This is a genomic window from Brevibacterium sp. VCM10 (genome assembly GCF_000583215.1).
Taxonomy (GTDB): domain Bacteria; phylum Actinomycetota; class Actinomycetes; order Actinomycetales; family Brevibacteriaceae; genus Brevibacterium; species Brevibacterium linens.
The window spans coordinates 38,903-58,805 of the sequence record NZ_JAJB01000024.1 but is presented as its reverse complement, the minus strand read 5'-3'; the positions used below and the strand labels follow the sequence as shown (position 1 = coordinate 58,805).

Here is a 19,903-nt window from a genome sequence, read left to right as displayed (position 1 = left end):
GTCGAAACACGGGTGTGTGCGCCCGTGTCTCGACACTTCACCCGTTTCTCGGTGAAGCTCTCGCAATCACTCAGCCGAAGAGCACCTGTGCCTCTTCCCAGCGATGCAGCGGCACTGACTTGAGACTGTCGACGGCCGATGACATCTCGACCGAGACGATGTCCGTGCCCTTGAGGCTGGCCATCTTGCCCCAGTGCCCGTGCTGGGCGAGGTCGGCTGCCGCCATGCCCAACCGGGTCGACAGGACCCGGTCGTACGCGGTGGGGGAGCCGCCTCGCTGCAGGTGCCCGAGGATCGTCGCCCGAGATTCGATACCGGTGATCTCCTCGATCTTCGGGGCCAGGTAGTTCGCGATCCCGCCGAGGCGGACCCGTCCCTTGTTGTCGACGCCGTGGTCGGCGACCTGTGAGTCGAAGCCTTCGGGAATGAATCCTTCGGCGACGACGACGATGGGTGCGCGTCCGCGGTCCCTGGCCGAGCGCACCCAGCCCGAGATCTGATCGAAGGAGACGGGGAACTCGGGCATGAGGATCGCGTGTGCGCCTGCCGCCATGCCGGCGTGCAGCGCGATCCATCCGACATTGCGTCCCATGACCTCGATGACCATGCAGCGGTGGTGGGACTCTGCGGTGGTGCGCAGCCGGTCGATGGCCTCGGTGGCGATGGACTGGGCGGTGTCGAAGCCGAAGGTGTAGTCCGTGTTGCCGAGGTCGTTGTCGATGGTCTTGGGCACGCCGACGATGTGCAGGCCCTCTTCATGGACCAGCCGTGAGGCGCCGGCCAAGGTGCCTTCGCCGCCGATGGCGATGAGCGAATCGATGCCGTGGGCGGCCATGACCTCCCGCATCCGCTCGGGTCCGCCGTCCTCATAGGGGTGGGTGCGGGAGGTGCCGAGGATGGTTCCGCCGCGTCCGGACAGTCCGCGCACGTCGAGCATGGTCATATCGAACATGTCGTCGTCGAGCAGACCCCGCCAGCCGTCGCGGATGCCGACGAACTCCGCGTCATAGGCGCGGATGCCTTTGCGGACGATGCCGCGGATGACAGCGTTGAGGCCCGGGCAGTCGCCTCCCGAGGTGAGTACACCGATCTTCATTCCAGTTGACCCTGATCCTTTTCTCGATAGCCTTTCGCGAGCCGGACGTCGTGTCCGGCCATGAGGGAGAATCCCTTGAGGATCACGGTCCCGTTGGACCCGTCACCCTGCGCGGATCGGCGGACCTCATTGCCCGCCATGATGTTGATGGTCTCGTCGCGGATGCGCACTCCCGGCGGCACGAAGATGTCGTTGCCGGCCCACATCGCATACGAGTTCAGTTCGACGGTCACCCCGGGACCCATGACTTCGCACAGGTCGATGTTGTCACCGCCCATGAGGGCGTAGGTGGTGACCTCGGCGGTGCCGGGAGGCACGTCGAGCTGACGTCCGGACATGATGGCCACGGAGTTCATCGGCGAAGCCGATCCCGGTTCCGCAGCCGGGGAGAGTTCGCTCGGTCCGCGCCGCTGCAGCTGGGAGCCCGGATCTGTGGGACCAGGTGTCCGGCCGGTCTGGCGGGCGAGCTTCCGGTGGAGCGAGTCGCCCTCGGGGAGGTCGTCGATGAGAGGGATGAGCTCGTCGAGGAATTTCGCTCCGATCGCGTCATCCTGTCGCTGCGCCGTCTCCTCGGGATCGAGGCGGCCGTTCGTCACGGCATCGGTGATCACTGAGAGGACATCGTCGCGGTCCTGGTCCGAGGCGCGGATGCGCCGCTGAGGAGGAGAGGAGTCGTCGTCGGCCATGGTGCCCAGTGTAGCGGTCTTCACATCTGCGAGCAGGGAGGACTGTCGTGACGAGGACTCCACAGCAGAGCCACAGGTTCGACCAATGCTGGGCCTATCGACCGCAGCGAATGTGGAGGGCATGAGACATGAGAGCAGCGCCTGGCGGCAGCCGGAGACGCAGACAGCAGACACGACCATCCGACCGACCACGACTGTCGACCTCGTCGTCCCGGTGTACAACGAGGAGGCCTCGCTGGCCGCCTCGATCGAGACCCTCTTGGCCGTCGAACCCGCCCGCGGCTCCGAGGTCACGATCATCATCGCCGACAATGCGAGCACCGATGAGACTCCGATCATCGCTGCGACCCTGGCGGCGACGCATCCGCAGGTCGAGTACGTCCGCCTCGAACAGAAGGGCCGCGGTCGCGCATTGAACCAGGTGTGGCAGGCCTCGTCGGCGGACGTCGTCGCCTACACTGACGTGGATCTGGCCACAGACATCCGCGTCCTCGACCCGATGGTCGAGATCATCCGGTCGGGCCTGGCCGATGTCGCCATCGCCTCGCGCCTGCAGCCCGGTGTTGCGGTCGAACGCGGGATCAGACGCGAGATCATCTCCCGCTGCTACAACCGTCTGCTCAAGCTCAGCCTCGGCGTCGGGTTCAGCGACGCCCAATGCGGTTTCAAAGCGCTGTCGGCACGGGCAGCGAAGGAACTGCTGCCGCAGGTCGAGGATTCCGAGTGGTTCTTCGACACTGAGCTGCTCGCGCGCGTCGAGTGGGCCGGGTACCGCATCCACGAGTTCGGCACGGACTGGACGGACGACCCGGACTCCTCCGTCGACGTGGTCAGCACGGCGTGGAAGGACATCAAGGGCATCGTCCGGCTGCGCACCGGCGGACGCACACGGGTCAGTCACGAAGTCCCCGCACCGAACACCGGAGCACAGATCCTCCACTTCATCGACGTCGGGATCATCAGCACCGTGCTCTACGCAGTGCTGTTCCTCCTCGGCATCCAATTCGTCTCGGAACCCGCGGCGAACATCCTTGCGCTGCTCCTTTCGACGATTGCGAACACGGCTCTCAACCGGGGCCACACCTTCGGGGTGAGATCTCCGCACCGCCGCCTGACCTCCCAAGTGAAGGGCTTGGCGGCCTTCGGCCTGTGCCTGGCATTCACCTCGGCGGGTCTGGCCGTCGCCGACGGATTCACCGGGCCGTGGGCGACCGTCGGCACCCTCGCAGTGCTGACGGCGGCGAACCTCGCCGCCACGGTGGTCCGGTTCGTGCTCATGCGCACATGGGTCTTCGCCCGTGGTTCCCACCACAGCGCCCACCGGGCGACCACGCCTGCTGCAGCCGGAACGGCAAACCCGAACGAGAAGGACATCGACCATGTCTGAGACCCCCACCCGATATGCCCGCACCCGCGGACTGCGACGGCTCTGGTACCCGATCACACTCACCGTGCTCACACTCGGCACGATCGCGGCCTTCCTCTTCAACCTCACAGCCAACGGCTGGGCGAACTCCTTCTATGCCGCGGCCGTGCAGGCCGGATCGGAGAACTGGGAGGCGTTCCTCTTCGGCTCGCTCGACTCGGCGAACGCGATCACCGTCGACAAACCCCCGGCCTCCCTGTGGCTTATGGCCCTGAGCGCCCGCGTCTTCGGCTTCTCATCATTCTCGATGCTGCTGCCCCAGGTTCTCCTGGCCGGGGTGAGCGTGCTCCTCATCGTCCATTCGCTGCGGCTGAGCCTGCGGTCCCATGTCGGTCCGGGGCTTGAGAAGACCGCCGCGCTGGGTGCCGGTGCGATCTTCGCCGTCTCCCCGGTCGTGGCGATGATGTTCCGGTTCAACAACCCGGACGCGCTGCTGGTGACCTTGATGATCGGTGCGGTCGTCGCGACCCAGCACGCCCTGCGCACGCTCACCGAGGCCCGCCGGCGACGCTCGGCCCGCCGCATCGTCGGCTGGCTTGTCCTCGCTGGAGTCTGCCTCGGGCTGGGCTTCCTGACCAAACAGTTCCAGGTCCTTCTCATCGTCCCCGGGCTCGCTGTGGCCTGGGTGCTCTTCGCCCGCACCTCCTGGCCCCGTCGCCTGCTGTGGCTGCTCGTCCCGCTCGGGTCGATGATCGTCAGCGCCGGCTGGTGGATCGCCCTCGTCGAACTCACCCCCGCCGGCTCCCGCCCCTACGTCGGCGGCTCCCAGTCGAACTCCTTCCTCGAACTCACCTTCGGCTACAACGGCTTCGGACGGCTGACCGGCAACGAGACCGGGTCCGTCGGCGGAGGAGGCGGCGGTCAGGGCGGCGGATGGGGCGAAACGGGAATCACCCGCCTCTTCACCGGCAGCTTCGGCCAGCAGGCGTCGTGGTTCCTGCCCACCGCCTTGTTCCTCCTGGTCGTGACGATCGTTCTCCTCACCCTCGCCGAGGTGGCCCGCCGTCGCCGTGTTCCCACCGTCACGGACGGTGACCAGGGAACCGGCCGTGCGGTGAGCGCGTCCGGCGCAATCGGCACGGGCAGCCTCGGTGCGGGACTGCTCATGTGGGGTGCGTGGCTGATCGTCACGTGGCTCGTGCTGTCGAATATGAACGGGATCGTCCACGAGTACTACACGGTCGCGCTCATTCCCGCGATCGCCGCCGTCATCGGCCTCGCCGTCGCCGTGCTGCTCGCTCGCGACGGATTCCTCCCGCGTCTGCTGCTGGCAGTGGCTTGGGCCCTGACCGGGGCGTGGCAGTTCATCATCAGCTCGCAGATGACCGGGATTCCGAGCATCCTGCGCTGGTGCGTGCTCATCGTCTCGATCCTCGGCGCTCTGGTTCTCATCGTCACCGCGCACCGGCGGTTCGGCACGGCGCTCGCCTCGGTGCTCGTCGCGCTGGCCGTCCTCGGCAGCGCCGCGATTCCGGCTCACCTGGCCGTGCGCACGATCGCCGGGACGACGCAGGGATCGATCGTCACGATCGCCGGCACGAGCGCAGGTCTGGGCGGTGGACCCGGCGGTGGCGGAATGCCCGGCGGAGGAGCCGGGCCGGGCGGCGGCACGGATGGTACGCCCGGCGGGGCAGGCAATTCCGAAGCCGGCAGGGGCGGCACCGGCAGAGGCGGCGCCGGCGGCGGAGGCGGAATGGGCGGTCTGCTGGGCGCCTCCGACCCTTCGGACGAACTCACTCAGCTGCTCGAACAGGATGCCGCGGACTACACGTGGGTGGCGGCGACGACGGGGGCGAACCAGGCGGCGGGATACCAGCTCGCGCTCGAAGAGCCGGTGATGGCGATCGGCGGGTTCAACGGCACCGATCCGTCGCCGACCCTCGCCGAGTTCAAACAGCTCGTGGCCGACGGCACAATCCACTACTACATCGCATCGGGCTCCGGCGGGCAAGGTCCCGGCGGGGGCTCGGACTCTGCCTCATCCCAGATCGCGGACTGGGTCGAGGCGAATTACGAGGCGACGACCGTCGACTCCGTTTCGCTCTACGATCTCAGTGCGGGTTGAGGGGATAATCGAGCTATGAACCCGACAGCGAATCCACCGGCGCGCATCCTCATCGTCGACGACGAAGCGAATCTCTCCGAGCTCCTCGTCATGGCCTGCCACGTCAGAGGCTGGGAAGCCGAGGGAGTCGGCACGGGCCGCGAGGCTGTGGCGCTGGCCAGGAGCGAACGCTTCGACGCGATCGTCCTCGACGTCATGCTGCCCGACCTCGACGGGTTCGCCGTGATCGAGAAGATCCGAGCCGAGAGCATCGACACTCCGGTTGTCTTCCTCTCCGCCAGAGACGAGGTCGACGACCGGCTGACGGGTCTGCGGCTGGGCGGGGACGACTACGTGACGAAGCCGTTCAACCTCGACGAGGTCATCGCCCGGATCGAGGTGCGCCTGCGCCGGGGGGTCTCGAACGGTCCGGTCGATGAGGATGATGTGCTGCGCGTGGGTGACCTCGAACTCGACGAACGCTCCCACGAGGTCACCCGCGCCGGTCATCCGATCGAGCTGACGGCACGCGAATACGAGGTGCTGCTGCTGTTCATGCGCAACCCGCGGGTGGTGCTGTCGAAGGCCCAGATCCTCGATCGCGTGTGGGACTACGACTTCGGCGGCAACGGCAACATCGTCGAACTCTACGTCTCCTACCTGCGGAAGAAGATCGACACCCCGTTCCCCGACCTGCCGAACCTCTTCCACACCAAGCGCGGGGCCGGCTACATCATGCGGGCGGAACAGTGACGCTGCGCCGGTGGCGGCTGCAGACGAGGCTCATCGTCCTCGCCGGACTCGTCCTCCTCCTCGTCGGCGCCGGAATCGGCACCGCCTCCTGGCTGAGCGTGCGTGGTTCGCTGATGACCGACCTCGACGCACAACTGACGTCGATGACCTCGCATGCACGTTCGGGAGACGGCCCCGGCGCGGGCCCCGGGGCGAGCGGCAACACGGGCACCTCCGGTGGGGGCGACGACTCGGCGGCGGCGGTCGATTCGGCTCTGCGCTATCTCTTCCAGCCGGGGGTCGGCGACGGAGCTCTCGTCGTCGTCGATTCCGGTGACGGGGGAGAGGGACTCATCGCCGAGGCGGGACTGACCCGTCCGCGCGCGCTGTCCGCAGAAGCGATCGACGCCCTGCTCGAGGTCGAACCCGACGGCGCCTCGTCCGCCCATGAGTCCGTGCGGGTGCCCGGGTTCGGCGCCTACCGGGTCGTGGCCTTCGACGACGACGGAACCACCACTGTCTACGGCGTCCCGCAAGGCAACGTCGATTCCGCGCTCGAGCGCACGGCGTGGACGACCGCGTTCGTCGTCCTCTTCGGCGTCATCGCCACGGCCGCGCTCATGGCCGTGATCATCCATCGCCAGCTGCGGGACCTGCGCGACGTCGCGCGCACTGCCAGGGAGGTCACCGACCTCGAGCTGAGCGACGGCAAACCCGAGCTCGCCCTGCGGGTTCCCGCCGAGCTCGCGGTGCCGGGCACGGAGGTCGGCGATGTGGGAGCCTCGGTCAACCGGATGCTCGACCATGTCGGATCCGCCCTCGAGGAGCGCTACCGCGGCACGGAGCAGATGCGCCGCTTCGTCGCCGACGCCTCCCATGAGCTGCGCACTCCGATCGCGACGATCCGCGGTTGGGCCGACCTCACCCGTCCGTACCGTGATGCTCTGCCCGCCGAGGTGACCACCTCCTTGGGCAAGATCGATTCCGGGGCGATGCGGATGTCGTCCCTCGTCGATGATCTCCTTCTCCTCGCTCGGCTCGAAGCCGGCCGCCAGCCGACGAGAGAGGACACCGTCGACGTCTCCTCACTGCTCGTCGAACTCGTCGAGGACGCCCATGTGGTCAATCCCGACCATGCGATCTCCCTCGATGTCCCCCCGGAGGCCCTCGAGGTGCGCGGAGCAGCCGATCAGGTCCGCCGGGTCGTGTCGATCGTGCTCACGAACGCCTGCGTGCACACGCCGCCCGGCACCAACGTGCACGTCGAGGCACTGGCGACCCGGAAACCGGTCTCCGGCCAGTTGCCCAGCGATGTCGTGGCGATCCGCATCAGCGACGATGGTCAGGGCATTCCGCCCGAGATCCGGGACCGAGTCTTCGACCGCTTCGTGCGTGGAGACCCCTCGCGGACACGGCAGGACGGAGCCAAGGGAGGTTCCTCGGGGCTGGGACTCTCGATCGCCGCCGGACTCGTCGAACTCATGCGCGGCGGCATCTCGATGTCGAGCACGGACGCGGGTACGACCTTCGAGCTGCGCCTGCCTGCCGCCTGAGGCGAATCGCACAGGCTGGCCACAGGCACGACCGGGACGGGCTACAGCGAGGGGGCCGAGAGTGGTATCACCGACAACCAGAGGAGATTCCATGACCGAGAACCAGAGCCCCGACCAGAACCGCAACCACGAGGAGAACCGGGACCACGCGGAGAATGCAGCGCCGGACTCGAACGGCGCGGACACCACTCGCAGGATCGAAGCGCAGGGCACGGCAGGGCCTCATGCCGGACCCAGCTGGGCAATGCAGTCGCCACCGACCGACCAAGGCAGTGCGAACGGATGGGCCGAGCAGACCACGCGCTCGGCATCCGATCCGCAGGCCGGGATCCCGGAGGGTCAGCGGCCGTGGGTGAACCCCTACGAACAGTCTGCGCAGAGTACACAGTTCGGCAGCACCGCAGGACCGCGGAAGCAGAAGCGGAGAGTCCCGCTCGTCCCGGCGGTGCTCGCCGGATCGGCCCTCTTCGTCGTCGGCGGTCTCGCCGGAGGAGCGATCGGTGCGTCCACGGCCATGGCGTCGAACGAGTCGGGGACGAGCCAGGGGCCGGGAGGCCAGAACGGACCCGGCGGAATGGGCGGCCAACAGGGCGGTGCTCAGGACGGCGGCGGAGGCATGCCCGGCGGACAGTCCGACGGCGGAGGCATGCCCGGCGGACAGTCCAACGGAACGCCGGGAAACCAGAACGGCAGCACCGACTCCGGGGACTCCTCCGACGGGTCCAGCTCCGATGGATCCAGCTCGGACGGCAGCGCCTCCGACTCCGACGGATCGGACGCGAGCGCTGACACCACCTCCGCAGGCACCGACGAGACGACGATCGAGAACGCAGCCGTCACGCACTTCGACCAGATCTTCACCGGATTCGCCGTGCTCAACCGGGACGAGTGAACGCTGCTGATATCAGCGCAGCAATGACGATGCCCCCACCGATCGGTGGGGGCATCGTCATGCTGACGCGTCGGTCACCTCGGCGACCGTCGCGGGATCAGCGCTTGAGGTCGAAGCGATCGGCTTCGACGAGCTTCGTCCAGGCCTTGACGAAGTCGGCGACGAACTTCTCGTTCGCGTCATCCGAGGCGTAGACCTCGGCGATCGCACGCAGCTCGGAGTTCGCTCCGAACAGGAGGTCGATTCGGCTGCCGGTCCACAGCTTCTCGCCCTCCGGGGAGAAGCACTCGTAGACATTGGCGGTCTCGGACGGTCCGACGGGCTTCCAGACGTTGCCGAGCTCGAGCAGATTGACGAAGAAGTCGTTCGTCAGCTCTCCGGGCCGGTCGGTGAAGACACCGAGCTCGGAGTCCTCGTAGTTCACACCGAGGACGCGGAGTCCGCCGATGAGGACCGTGAGCTCGGGCGGGGTCAGACCCAGCAGGCTGGCCTTGTCGAGCAGGAGGTACTCGGCCTTGAGCGGAAGGCCCTCGGTGAGGTAGTTCCGGAAGCCGTCGTGGGTCGGCTCGAGGTAGCCGAAGGAGTCGACATCGGTCTGCTCCTGGGTGGCGTCGCCGCGACCCGTGGAGACCGGAACCGTAACCGAGTGACCGGCCGCAGCGGCAGCGGACTCAATGCCGACGGCACCGGCGATCGCCAGCACATCGGCAAACGATGCTCCGGTGGACTCGGCGATGCCCTCGAGAACCGGGAGCACCTCGGCGAGCTTGGCAGGCTCGTTGGCCTCCCAGCTGCGCTGCGGTTCGAGGCGCAGACGACCGCCGTTGACTCCGCCGCGCATATCCGAGACGCGGTGGGACGACGCGGCGGCCCAGGTCGTCGATACGAGCTGCGAGACGGTCAGACCGGACTCACGGACAGCGGCCTTGACGGCTTCGAGGCCGGCGTCATCGAGCGGGGTGCCGGCCGGGACCGGGTCCTGCCAGATGAGCTCCTCGGTCGGAGCCTCGGGGCCGAGGTAACGGGTCGCCGGGCCCATATCGCGGTGGGTGAGTTTGAACCAGGCGCGGGCGAAAGCATCCTCGAACGCCTTCTGGTCATCCTTGAAGCGGCGCGAGATCTTCTCGTAGATGGGATCGAAGCGCAGCGACAGGTCGGTGGTGAGCATGCGGGGCTCGCGGCGTCCGTCGCCCTGGGCCATCGGGACCATGTCGTCCCCGCCGCCGTCCTTGGGACGCCACTGCAGGTGACCGCCCTCGTTCTCGAAGACCTCCCACTCGTAGGCGAAGAGGATGTGGAAGAACTCGTTGTCCCACCGGGTCGGGTGGTAGGTCCAGGTGACCTCGATGCCCGAGCCGATCGAGTCGTTGCCCTGTCCCGTGCCGAAGTCGGACTTCCAGCCCAGGCCCTGCTCTTCGAGCGGGGCGGCCTCCGGATCGGCGCCCTTATGCGATTCGGGGCCGGCACCGTGCGTCTTGCCGAAGGTGTGTCCACCGGCGATGAGAGCGACGGTCTCCTCGTCGTTCATGGCCATCCGTCCGAAGGTCTCGCGGATGTCGATCGCGGCCTTGACCGGATCGGGTTCGCCTTCGGGGCCCTCGGGGTTGACGTAGATGAGTCCCATGGTGGTCGCGGCCAGGGGCTTCTGCAGCTCACGGTTGCCCACATAGCGCTTGTCGGTGCCCAGCCACTCGGTCTCGGAGCCCCAGTACACATCGTTGTCGGGTTCCCAGACGTCCTTGCGACCGCCGGCGAAGCCGAAGGTCTTGAAGCCCATCGACTCGAGTGCGACGTTTCCGGCGAGGATGAAGAGGTCTGCCCACGAGATCTTCTTGCCGTACTTCTTCTTCACCGGCCACAGCAGGCGGCGGGCCTTGTCGAGCGAGACGTTGTCGGGCCAGGAGTTCAGCGGAGCGAAGCGCTGCTGACCTTCGCCGCCGCCTCCGCGGCCGTCCTGCACACGGTAGGTGCCGGCCGAGTGCCAGGCCATGCGGATCATAAACGGACCATAGTGTCCGAAGTCGGCGGACCACCAGCCCTGGTTGTCCTTCTGCAGGGCTTCGATGTCGGCCTTGAGCTGGTAGTAGTCGAGGCTGTTGAACTCCGCGTCGTAGTCGAAGTCGGGATCCATGGGGTCACGTGCCGGCTGACCCTTGGCAAGGATCTTGAGGTTGAGGCGGTTGGGCCACCACTGAGCGTTGGCATCACCCTGGACGGGGTTGACCAGCTGGTCGGAATCCGGCGCCGTCGACGGCTCCGTGGAAGTGTGGGCGACCGGGCAGCCGCCGGTGGTCGTCTGGGTCATCGTGTTCCTTTCACAGTCGAGTCGCATTCGACGACTCGGATGACGGGATGGGCAACCCTCGCAGAAAGGGCATAGTCGTGTCCTCGGGAGAAGACGGGTGGTGGTGAACGGAAGCCGAGAATCACACGGCCGAGAACTGATCGTCGCCGGTCGGCTGAGCACCGGCGGTCGCGCAGTCGGGGCACAGGCCCCAGAACGTCACTTCGGCCTGTTCGATGATGAAGCCGGCATCGTAAGACGGAGTCAGGCACGGCGCCTGTCCGACAGTGCAGTCGACATCGACGATGAGACTGCACGATCGGCACACCATATGGTGATGGTTGTCCCCGATGCGACGCTCGTACCGAGCCACAGAGCCCGAAGGCTGGATGCAGCGGACGAGCCCCACTTCGGTAAGAGTGTGAAGCGAATCATAGACAGCCTGGTGGGAGACCGCCGGCAGCGATTCGCGGACGGAACGGATCACGGTCTCGGTGTCCGCATGCGGATGGTCCCGCACGGCATCGAGCACTGCGACCCGCTGTTTCGTCACACGGAGCGACGTCTGCCGCAGAGCCGCGGCAGCGTCTTCGTCGTGTTCATGCTTCGTCCCGTTCACAGCACCAGAATGCCTGCTTCTTTTGAATGAGTCAAGGAAAGCGGGGATGGATCCTCGCCGAGGCGGCCGACCGGAATCGCTGTGAATCCGCCCACGCGGCGACCATGTTCCGCCGAGTGCAGAGAAGTGCGCCGCAGTTCTGTGAATACGCTGGTGAGCCGTGTGGTTGACCGGGCGAGGGGAGTGCTGCGTGATTTCGCCGGTGCGGAGAGGTAGGATGGATGATCGCCATTTTGACCAGACGTGCTTGAGAGAGATATTCTGGTGGGCGACTGATTGTGTTATCTGCGCCGTCGATCGATCCTGCCGAGTGTTCTGTGAGGCTCGGAATCCCTGAGAGAAGTCGTCGATGCAGGCCGCCGAGATGTCATCTCTGTGCTTCCGTGTCCTTGCGACACACCCGGGCGCAGGGGTCGATGACTCGTGTGGTTACTGGCATCGGGAGCCAAGCTTCACCCGGTGTCCGGTCGGATATGTCCCACGGTTCACAGAGGCGACTGCGGTCGTGGCCGACATTGGGAATTAGGTCTATCGAGAAGCAAATGGAGAACGCTTAGTGCCGACAATCCAACAGCTCGTCCGCAAGGGACGGCATGTCAATACAGCAGGATCGGACGCTCCTGCCCTCAAGGGCAGCCCGCAGCGTCGTGGAGTGTGCACCCGTGTGTACACCACCACCCCCAAGAAGCCGAACTCGGCTCTTCGCAAGGTCGCTCGTGTCAAGCTTTCGAGCCAGATCGAGGTGACCGCCTACATCCCGGGCGAGGGACACAACCTGCAGGAGCACTCGATCGTGCTCGTGCGCGGTGGCCGCGTCAAGGATCTGCCCGGTGTCCGCTACCGGATCGTCCGCGGTTCGCTCGACACCCAGGGCGTCAAGGGTCGCCAGCAGGCCCGCAGCAAGTACGGTGCGAAGAGGGAGAAGAAGTAATGCCACGCAAAGGTCCTGCACCCAAGCGACCGATCGTCGTTGACCCGGTCTTCAGCTCACCGCTCGTCACGCAGCTGATCAACAAGATCCTGCTCGACGGCAAGCGCTCGACCGCAGAGCGGATCGTCTACAGTGCCCTCGAGGGCACTCGCGAGAAGAACGGCAACGATCCCGTTGTCAACCTGAAGAAGGCTCTCGACAACATCCGTCCGTCCCTCGAGGTCCGCTCCCGCCGCGTCGGCGGTGCGACCTACCAGGTGCCGATTGATGTTCGTCCGGCTCGTTCGACCACTCTGGCTCTGCGGTGGCTCGTGGGATACTCCCGCCAGCGCCGTGAGAAGACCATGACCGAACGGCTCATGAATGAGATCCTCGACGCCGGCAACGGCCTCGGCGCAGCAGTCAAGCGCCGCGAGGACACTCACAAGATGGCCGAGTCCAACAAGGCCTTCGCCCACTACCGCTGGTAATCGCCTGCCCTGCGCGCCGGTCGGCGGACCTCGTCCGCGAGTGCCGTCGACCGGCGGCACAGGGGAGTCGAGCAAATCATCGATTGAGAGAGAGACACCGTGGCACTTGACGTGCTCAGCGACCTGAACAAGGTCCGTAATATCGGCATCATGGCCCACATCGATGCCGGTAAGACAACTACGACTGAACGCATCCTCTTCTACACCGGCGTGAACTACAAGATGGGCGAGACCCACGACGGCGCCGGCACCATGGACTGGATGGACCAGGAGAAGGAGCGCGGCATCACGATCACGTCGGCCGCGACGACCTGCTACTGGGACAACAACCAGATCAACATCATCGACACCCCCGGTCACGTCGACTTCACGGTCGAGGTCGAGCGTTCGCTGCGCGTCCTCGATGGTGCCGTCGCCGTGTTCGACGGCAAGGAGGGCGTTGAGCCCCAGTCGGAGACCGTGTGGCGTCAGGCCGACAAGTACGACGTTCCGCGCGTGTGCTTCGTCAACAAGATGGACAAGCTCGGTGCTGACTTCTACTTCACCGTCGACACCATCAAGGAGCGCCTCGGCGCGAAGCCGCTGGTCATCCAGCTGCCGATCGGTGCCGAAAGCGAATTCGCCGGTGTCGTCGATCTGCTCGAGATGAAGGCCTACATCTGGCCCGACGAGACCAAGATGGGTCAGGACATGACCGAGGTCGAGATCCCCGAGGATCTCAAGGACAAGGCTGTTCAGTATCGTGCACAGCTCGTCGAGGACGTCGCCGAGAACTCGGAAGAGCTCATGGAGAAGTACCTCGAGGGCGAAGAGCTCACGACGGCTGAGATCAAGGCCGGCATCCGCGAACTCGTCATCAAGTCCGAGGCCTTCCCGGTCATGTGTGGTTCCGCCTACAAGAACAAGGGCGTGCAGCCCATGCTCGACGCGGTCATCGACTACCTCCCCTCACCGCTCGACGTGCCTCCGATGATCGGGCACAACCCGAGCAACGACGAAGAGGAACTGACCCGCAAGCCTTCGACGGACGAGCCGTTCTCGGCTCTGGCCTTCAAGGTCGCCTCTCACCCGTTCTTCGGATCGCTGACCTACGTGCGCGTGTACTCCGGTCATGTGAAGTCCGGCGAACAGGTGCTCAACACCTCGTCGGGCAAGAAGGAACGCGTCGGCAAGCTCTTCCAGATGCACTCCAACAAGGAGAACCCTGTCGAAGAGGCGTTCGCCGGCCACATCTACGCCTTCATCGGTCTCAAGGAGACCACGACGGGCGACACGCTCAGCGACCCGGCCAACCCGATCGCTCTCGAGTCGATGACCTTCCCGGAGCCTGTGATCTCCGTGGCCATCGAGCCGAAGACGAAGAGCGACCAGGAGAAGCTGTCGTCGGCCATCCAGAAGTTCGTCAAGGAAGACCCGACCTACCAGGTCGAGCTTGACGACGAGACCGGCCAGACCGTCATCCGCGGAATGGGCGAGCTGCACCTCGACATCCTCGTCGACCGCATGCGTCGCGAGTTCAAGGTCGAGGCGAACGTCGGCAAGCCGCAGGTCGCCTACCGTGAGACCATCCGTCGCACTGTCGAGAAGTACGATTACACCCACAAGAAGCAGACGGGCGGATCGGGACAGTTCGCGAAGGTCCAGGTCACCTTCGAGCCTCTCGAGGTCGAAGGCGATACGATTTACGAGTTCGAGAATGCCATCACGGGCGGACGCGTTCCGCGCGAGTACATTCCGAGCGTCGACGCCGGCATCCAGGACGCCATGCAGCTCGGTGCCCTGGCCGGTTACCCCATGGTGGGTGTCAAGGCCACTCTGGTCGACGGTGCCTACCACGATGTCGACTCTTCGGAGATGGCATTCAAGATCGCCGGTTCGATGGTCTTCAAGGAGGCCGTCCAGCGGGCGAACCCGGTTCTTCTCGAACCGGTCATGGACGTCGAGGTGCGTACCCCTGAGGAATACATGGGTGACGTCATCGGCGACCTGAATTCCCGGCGTGGACAGATTCAGTCGATGGACGATGCTTCCGGTGTGAAGGTCGTCAAGGCTGTGGTCCCGCTGTCGGAGATGTTCGGCTACATCGGTGATCTGCGGTCGAAGACCCAGGGCCGTGCGGTGTACTCGATGACTTTCTCCAGCTATGCGGAGGTCCCGAAGGCTGTTGCCGAGGAGATCATCCAGAAGGTGCGCGGCGGAGAGTAATCTCCGAATTCCGGTCGCCCCGGTGATCAAGAACATGGTCTCCGGAATGAAAGATAACCAACACAAGGTCTAAGATATGAACCGCATATCTTATTCCAACCACGAGGAGGAACCCAGTGGCAAAGGCTAGTTTCGAACGGACTAAGCCGCACGTCAACATCGGCACCATCGGCCACGTTGACCACGGAAAGACCACCCTGACCGCTGCGATCACCAAGGTCCTGGCGGAACAGTACCCGGATCTCAATGAGGCTCGCGCCTTCGACCAGGTCGACAATGCACCTGAGGAGAAGGAGCGCGGCATCACCATCAACGTCTCGCACGTTGAGTACCAGACGGAGAAGCGTCACTACGCTCACGTCGATGCCCCGGGTCACGCCGACTACGTGAAGAACATGATCACCGGTGCCGCTCAGATGGACGGTGCGATCCTCGTCGTCGCCGCTACCGACGGACCGATGCCCCAGACCCGTGAGCACGTGCTGCTCGCGCGTCAGGTCGGCGTTCCCTACATCGTCGTGGCTCTGAACAAGTCCGACATGGTCGATGACGAGGAGCTCCTCGAGCTCGTCGAATTCGAGGTCCGCGACCTGCTCTCGAGCCAGGACTTCGACGGAGACAACGCTCCGGTCATTCCGGTGTCCGCTCTCAAGGCGCTGGAAGGCGACGAGAAGTGGGTCAAGAGCGTTCAGGATCTCATGGAAGCTGTCGACGACAACGTTCCGGAGCCGGAGCGCGACGTCGACAAGCCGTTCCTCATGCCTGTCGAGGACGTCTTCACGATCACCGGTCGTGGAACCGTCGTCACCGGTCGTGTCGAGCGCGGTGTCCTCCTGCCGAACGACGAAATCGAAATCGTCGGCATCAAGGAGAAGTCGTCCAAGACGACCGTCACCGCCATCGAGATGTTCCGCAAGACCCTGCCGGATGCCCGTGCAGGTGAGAACGTCGGTCTGCTGCTGCGCGGCACCAAGCGCGAAGACGTGGAGCGCGGTCAGGTCATCGTGAAGCCGGGTTCGATCACCCCGCACACCAAGTTCGAAGCTCAGGTCTACATCCTGAGCAAGGACGAGGGCGGACGTCACAACCCGTTCTACTCGAACTACCGTCCGCAGTTCTACTTCCGGACCACGGACGTCACCGGCGTCATCACGCTGCCCGAGGGCACCGAGATGGTCATGCCCGGCGACAACACCGACATGTCGGTCGAGCTCATCCAGCCGATCGCCATGGAAGACGGCCTCCGCTTCGCTATCCGCGAGGGTGGACGCACCGTCGGCGCCGGTCGAGTCACCAAGATCAACGCCTGATCTGACTCACTGAGTACCATCGGCTGGGGCCGCAGCTCTTCGGAGCTGCGGCCCTTCCGCATGCCCGGGCAATGGTCGTCATTCCCAGCCGGTGTTCGTCAGGGCTCGATCGGACGGTGCAGGTGGATGGGCAGCAGAGGGGCGCGGAGCGCGAGGCGAGAACAGAAGTGCCTCACGGAATCCTTGAGAGTTCCCTCACAGGCACGGTCCCCGGAATTGCGCGGGTCAAGTGCTCTATGACAAGATAGTGAAGTTGCGTTTCGGGCGGTGACCCCTGCACTGCGGTAGTGATACCGCGAACAGCCCGAAACACTATCGGATCGATGAATCTGCACCATGCGGGTTCGGACCGAGCAGCCAATGAGTAGAAGCGCCGTCGGCGCCTGCGGAGAAGTGAGAATTTCTCCGGTAGGAATAGCCGACACGCCCGACCTCGGGGGTCGGTCATGGTCAGCCGGCACAGACGGCAGTGAGCCTTCGGGCCTCTGCGAGTTGATGGCCGGAAGCAACTAAAGAAAGAGACGACGCCATGGCGGGACAGAAGATCCGCATTCGGCTCAAGTCGTACGACCACGCTGTGATTGACAGTGCCGCACGCAAGATCGTGGACACCGTCACTCGCGCTGGCGCGACTGTAGTGGGCCCCGTGCCGTTGCCAACGGAGAAGAACGTGTACTGCGTCATCCGTTCGCCGCACAAGTACAAGGACAGCCGTGAGCATTTCGAGATGCGCACGCACAAGCGTCTGATCGACATCGTCGACCCGACGCCGAAGGCAGTCGATTCGCTGATGCGCCTCGACCTCGCTGACGACGTCAACATCGAGATCAAGCTCTAAGGGAGGCAGCAATGGCGAACACTCGTTCATCCGCTCTCCCGACCACCAGCAAGGTCAAGGGCCTGCTGGGAACCAAGCTGGGCATGACCCAGGTCTGGGATGAGCAGAACAACCTCGTACCGGTGACCGTTGTGGCCACCGGAAACAACGTCGTAACTCAGGTCCGCAACGAGGAAACCGATGGTTACCCCGCTGTGCAGATCGCATTCGGCGAAATCGATCCTCGCAAGGTCAACAAGCCGACTGCAGGTCACTTCGAAAAGGCCGGTGTGACCCCACGCCGTCACCTGGTCGAACTGCGCACTGCAGATGCTGCTGACTACGAGCTCGGCCAGGAACTCGGCGTCGACACGTTCGAAGCCGGAATCAAGGTCGATGTGACCGCGAAGACCAAGGGCAAGGGAACCGCCGGTGTCATGAAGCGTCACGGCTTCGCCGGTGTCGGTGCCTCCCACGGTCAGCACCGCAACCACCGCAAGCCAGGTTCGATCGGCGGAGCCGCAACACCTGGTCGCGTGTTCAAGGGTATGCGCATGGCCGGCCGTATGGGCGCTGTCAAGCACACCACCCAGAACCTCACGATCCACGCCGTGGACAACGAGAACAACTTCCTGCTCATCAAGGGCGCCGTTCCCGGCCCCAAGGGTGGAGTCGTCCTCGTTCGCTCGGCCGTGAAGGAGGCCTGAACGTAATGACTGATGTCAAGACAGTCGACGTCATCGATGCCGCTGGTGCCAAGGCCGGTTCGGTTGATCTGCCCGCCGAGGTCTTCGGCGTGCCGACCAACGTGCCCCTGATCCACCAGGTCGTCGTTGCACAGCTGGCTGCGGCCCGTCAGGGCACGCACAAGACGAAGACCCGCTCCGAAGTTCGCGGTGGCGGTCGCAAGCCCTACCGCCAGAAGGGAACCGGCAACGCCCGTCAGGGTTCGATCCGCGCTCCCCAGTACAACGGCGGCGGAATCGTGCACGGACCGGTCCCGCGCGACTACTCGCAGCGGACCCCGAAGAAGATGAAGGCCGCCGCTCTGCGCGGAGCCCTGTCCGACCGCGCACGGCTCGATCAGGTCTTCGTGATGAAGAACCTGGTCACCGGCGACGCCCCGTCGACCAAGCAGGCGAAGGCCGCACTGGCCGGCCTGTCCGAGCGCAAGAACACTCTCGTGGTGCTCGAGCGTGACGACGAGCTCACCTACCTGAGCGTGCGCAACCTGCCCCACGTTCACGTGCTCACCTCCGATCAGCTCAACACCTATGATGTGCTGCTCGCCGATGACATCGTGTTCACCGAGGCAGCTCTTGCCGCGTTCCTGAGCGGAAACCGCAAATCGGAGGACGCATCATGAGTCTGAACTTCAAGGACCCGCGCGACATCATCGTCGCTCCGGTCGTCTCGGAGAAGACCTACAGCCTGATGGACGAAGGCAAGTACACCTTCCTCGTCGACCAGGACTCGAACAAGACCGAGATCAAGCAAGCCATTGAAACGATCTTCGATGTGCAGGTTGCCAAGGTGAACACCCTGAACCGTCAGGGCAAGCGCCGCCGCACCCGCACCGGTTGGGGAAAGCGCAAGGACACCAAGCGTGCCATTGTCGCCCTCAAGGACGGATCGATCGACATCTTCGGTGGATCGCTCTAAGCGATCCTTCGTCAAAGAAGGACAAGACTCATGGGAATCCGTAAGCACAAGCCGACGACCCCGGGCCGCCGTGGCTCGTCGGTCGCCGACTTCGTCGAAGTGACCCGGTCTACACCGGAGAAGTCGCTTCTGCGCCCGCTGCCCAAGCGCGGCGGCCGCAACAGTCAGGGACGCGTGACCACTCGCCACCAGGGCGGCGGTCACAAACGTCAGTACCGTGTCATCGACTTCCGCCGCCATGACAAAGATGGCGTTCCGGCGAAGGTCGCACACATCGAATATGACCCGAACCGTACGGCTCGCATCGCTCTGCTGCACTACGCAGACGGAGAGAAGCGCTACATCATCGCCCCGCAGAACCTCAAGCAGGGCGCGCAGGTGGAAGCCGGTCCGGGTGCAGACATCAAGCCGGGCAACAACCTTGCCCTGCGCAACATCCCGGTCGGCACTGTCGTGCACGCAGTCGAGATGCGTCCCGGCGGCGGTGCCAAGATCGCTCGTTCTGCCGGTTCGTCCGTGCAGCTCGTGGCGAAGTACGGCCGTTTCGCACAGCTGCGGATGCCCTCGGGCGAAATCCGCAACGTCGATGCGCGCTGCCGTGCGACGATCGGCGAGGTCGGCAATGCCGAGCAGTCGAACATCAGCTGGGGCAAAGCAGGCCGCATGCGTTGGAAGGGCAAGCGCCCGACCGTCCGCGGTGTCGTGATGAACCCGATCGACCACCCGCATGGTGGTGGCGAGGGCCGTACTTCGGGTGGTCGTCACCCAGTCAGCCCGTGGGGTCAGTTGGAGGGCCGCACACGCCGGCCGAACAAAGAGAGCGACAAGTACATCGTGCGCCGTCGCCGGACCGGCAAGAAGCGCTGATTGGAGTACTGACTTATGCCTCGTAGCCTCAAAAAGGGTCCTTTCGTCGACGAACACCTCTTCCAGAAGGTGGCTCGTCAGAACGAGAAGAACACCAAAAATGTCATCAAAACCTGGTCTCGTCGCTCGATGATCATCCCGGACTTCCTGGGACACACCATCGCAGTACATGACGGACGCAAGCATGTCCCCGTCTTCATCACTGAGTCGATGGTCGGACACAAGCTCGGCGAGTTCGCACCGACACGGACGTTCCGTGGCCACGAAAAGGACGATCGCAAGGGGCGCCGCCGCTGAGGCGGGGCACTC

General features: G+C 64.9%; 19 protein-coding genes. 15 read left to right on the top strand and 4 right to left on the bottom strand.

The window, feature by feature from the left end:
* Window positions 1-70: 70 nt before the first annotated feature.
* Together AD89_RS0107285 and AD89_RS0107280 are read right to left on the bottom strand one after the other, a co-directional pair.
* Complete coding sequence (locus AD89_RS0107285) at window positions 71-1,096, bottom strand: ATP-dependent 6-phosphofructokinase (RefSeq protein ID WP_025777944.1); 1,026 nt, start codon at window positions 1,094-1,096, stop codon at window positions 71-73.
* The gene (locus AD89_RS0107280) at window positions 1,093-1,782 is read right to left on the bottom strand and encodes a DUF1707 SHOCT-like domain-containing protein (protein WP_025777943.1); all 690 of its coding nucleotides are present in this window, start codon (window positions 1,780-1,782) and stop codon (window positions 1,093-1,095) included. Before AD89_RS0107280 ends, AD89_RS0107285 begins: the two co-directional genes overlap by 4 nt.
* A gap of 121 nt (window positions 1,783-1,903) precedes the next feature.
* Between AD89_RS0107280 and AD89_RS0107275 the strand changes: the two genes are divergently transcribed.
* The 5 genes from AD89_RS0107275 (at window position 1,904) to AD89_RS19265 (ending at window position 8,429) form a co-directional block, all read left to right on the top strand.
* On the top strand, window positions 1,904-3,169 hold the full coding sequence (locus AD89_RS0107275; protein WP_025777942.1) for a glycosyltransferase: 1,266 nt from the start codon (window positions 1,904-1,906) through the stop codon (window positions 3,167-3,169).
* A complete protein-coding gene (locus tag AD89_RS0107270) occupies window positions 3,162-5,273 on the top strand; it encodes an ArnT family glycosyltransferase (protein WP_025777941.1) in 2,112 nt (703 codons plus the stop codon). Before AD89_RS0107275 ends, AD89_RS0107270 begins: the two co-directional genes overlap by 8 nt.
* Before the next feature lie 15 nt (window positions 5,274-5,288).
* A complete protein-coding gene (locus tag AD89_RS0107265; RefSeq protein WP_025777940.1) occupies window positions 5,289-6,005 on the top strand; it encodes a response regulator transcription factor in 717 nt (238 codons plus the stop codon).
* Window positions 6,002-7,537, top strand: a complete 1,536-nt coding sequence (locus tag AD89_RS0107260) for a sensor histidine kinase (RefSeq protein ID WP_025777939.1) — start codon at window positions 6,002-6,004, stop codon at window positions 7,535-7,537. The genes AD89_RS0107265 and AD89_RS0107260 overlap by 4 nt, the downstream gene beginning before the upstream one ends.
* 91 nt (window positions 7,538-7,628) lie before the next feature.
* Window positions 7,629-8,429, top strand: coding sequence for a hypothetical protein (locus AD89_RS19265; RefSeq protein WP_025777938.1), 801 nt, complete (start codon window positions 7,629-7,631; stop codon window positions 8,427-8,429).
* 97 nt (window positions 8,430-8,526) lie between these two features.
* Here the strand turns inward: AD89_RS19265 and katG are convergent, their stop codons facing one another.
* Together katG and AD89_RS0107245 are read right to left on the bottom strand one after the other, a co-directional pair.
* On the bottom strand, window positions 8,527-10,734 hold the full coding sequence (gene katG / locus AD89_RS0107250; protein WP_025777937.1) for a catalase/peroxidase HPI: 2,208 nt from the start codon (window positions 10,732-10,734) through the stop codon (window positions 8,527-8,529).
* Between the two features lie 121 nt (window positions 10,735-10,855).
* Window positions 10,856-11,332 carry a Fur family transcriptional regulator gene (locus AD89_RS0107245; protein WP_025777936.1) on the bottom strand — a complete coding sequence of 159 codons (477 nt, stop codon included), beginning with the start codon at window positions 11,330-11,332 and terminating at the stop codon, window positions 10,856-10,858.
* Between the two features lie 556 nt (window positions 11,333-11,888).
* Here AD89_RS0107245 and rpsL point away from each other — a divergent pair.
* From rpsL to rpsS, 10 genes are all read left to right on the top strand, one after another.
* A complete protein-coding gene (gene rpsL / locus AD89_RS0107240; RefSeq protein ID WP_025777935.1) occupies window positions 11,889-12,263 on the top strand; it encodes a 30S ribosomal protein S12 in 375 nt (124 codons plus the stop codon).
* Complete coding sequence (rpsG, locus tag AD89_RS0107235) at window positions 12,263-12,733, top strand: 30S ribosomal protein S7 (protein WP_025777934.1); 471 nt, start codon at window positions 12,263-12,265, stop codon at window positions 12,731-12,733. Before rpsL ends, rpsG begins: the two co-directional genes overlap by 1 nt.
* 99 nt (window positions 12,734-12,832) lie before the next feature.
* The gene (fusA, locus tag AD89_RS0107230) at window positions 12,833-14,938 is read left to right on the top strand and encodes an elongation factor G (protein WP_025777933.1); all 2,106 of its coding nucleotides are present in this window, start codon (window positions 12,833-12,835) and stop codon (window positions 14,936-14,938) included.
* A 116-nt stretch (window positions 14,939-15,054) separates the two neighbouring features.
* Window positions 15,055-16,248: an elongation factor Tu gene (gene tuf, locus AD89_RS0107225; RefSeq protein ID WP_025777932.1), complete on the top strand. Its 1,194-nt coding sequence runs from the start codon at window positions 15,055-15,057 to the stop codon at window positions 16,246-16,248.
* A gap of 529 nt (window positions 16,249-16,777) precedes the next feature.
* Window positions 16,778-17,086, top strand: a complete 309-nt coding sequence (gene rpsJ, locus AD89_RS0107220) for a 30S ribosomal protein S10 (protein WP_009379191.1) — start codon at window positions 16,778-16,780, stop codon at window positions 17,084-17,086.
* Window positions 17,087-17,097: 11 nt separating this feature from the next.
* Complete coding sequence (rplC, locus tag AD89_RS0107215; protein ID WP_025777931.1) at window positions 17,098-17,772, top strand: 50S ribosomal protein L3; 675 nt, start codon at window positions 17,098-17,100, stop codon at window positions 17,770-17,772.
* 5 nt (window positions 17,773-17,777) lie between these two features.
* On the top strand, window positions 17,778-18,431 hold the full coding sequence (rplD, locus tag AD89_RS0107210; RefSeq protein WP_025777930.1) for a 50S ribosomal protein L4: 654 nt from the start codon (window positions 17,778-17,780) through the stop codon (window positions 18,429-18,431).
* Complete coding sequence (rplW, locus tag AD89_RS0107205; protein ID WP_025777929.1) at window positions 18,428-18,727, top strand: 50S ribosomal protein L23; 300 nt, start codon at window positions 18,428-18,430, stop codon at window positions 18,725-18,727. Before rplD ends, rplW begins: the two co-directional genes overlap by 4 nt.
* A 30-nt stretch (window positions 18,728-18,757) precedes the next feature.
* Window positions 18,758-19,594: a 50S ribosomal protein L2 gene (rplB, locus tag AD89_RS0107200; protein ID WP_025777928.1), complete on the top strand. Its 837-nt coding sequence runs from the start codon at window positions 18,758-18,760 to the stop codon at window positions 19,592-19,594.
* A gap of 15 nt (window positions 19,595-19,609) precedes the next feature.
* A complete protein-coding gene (rpsS, locus tag AD89_RS0107195; RefSeq protein ID WP_025777927.1) occupies window positions 19,610-19,891 on the top strand; it encodes a 30S ribosomal protein S19 in 282 nt (93 codons plus the stop codon).
* Window positions 19,892-19,903: the final 12 nt, after the last annotated feature.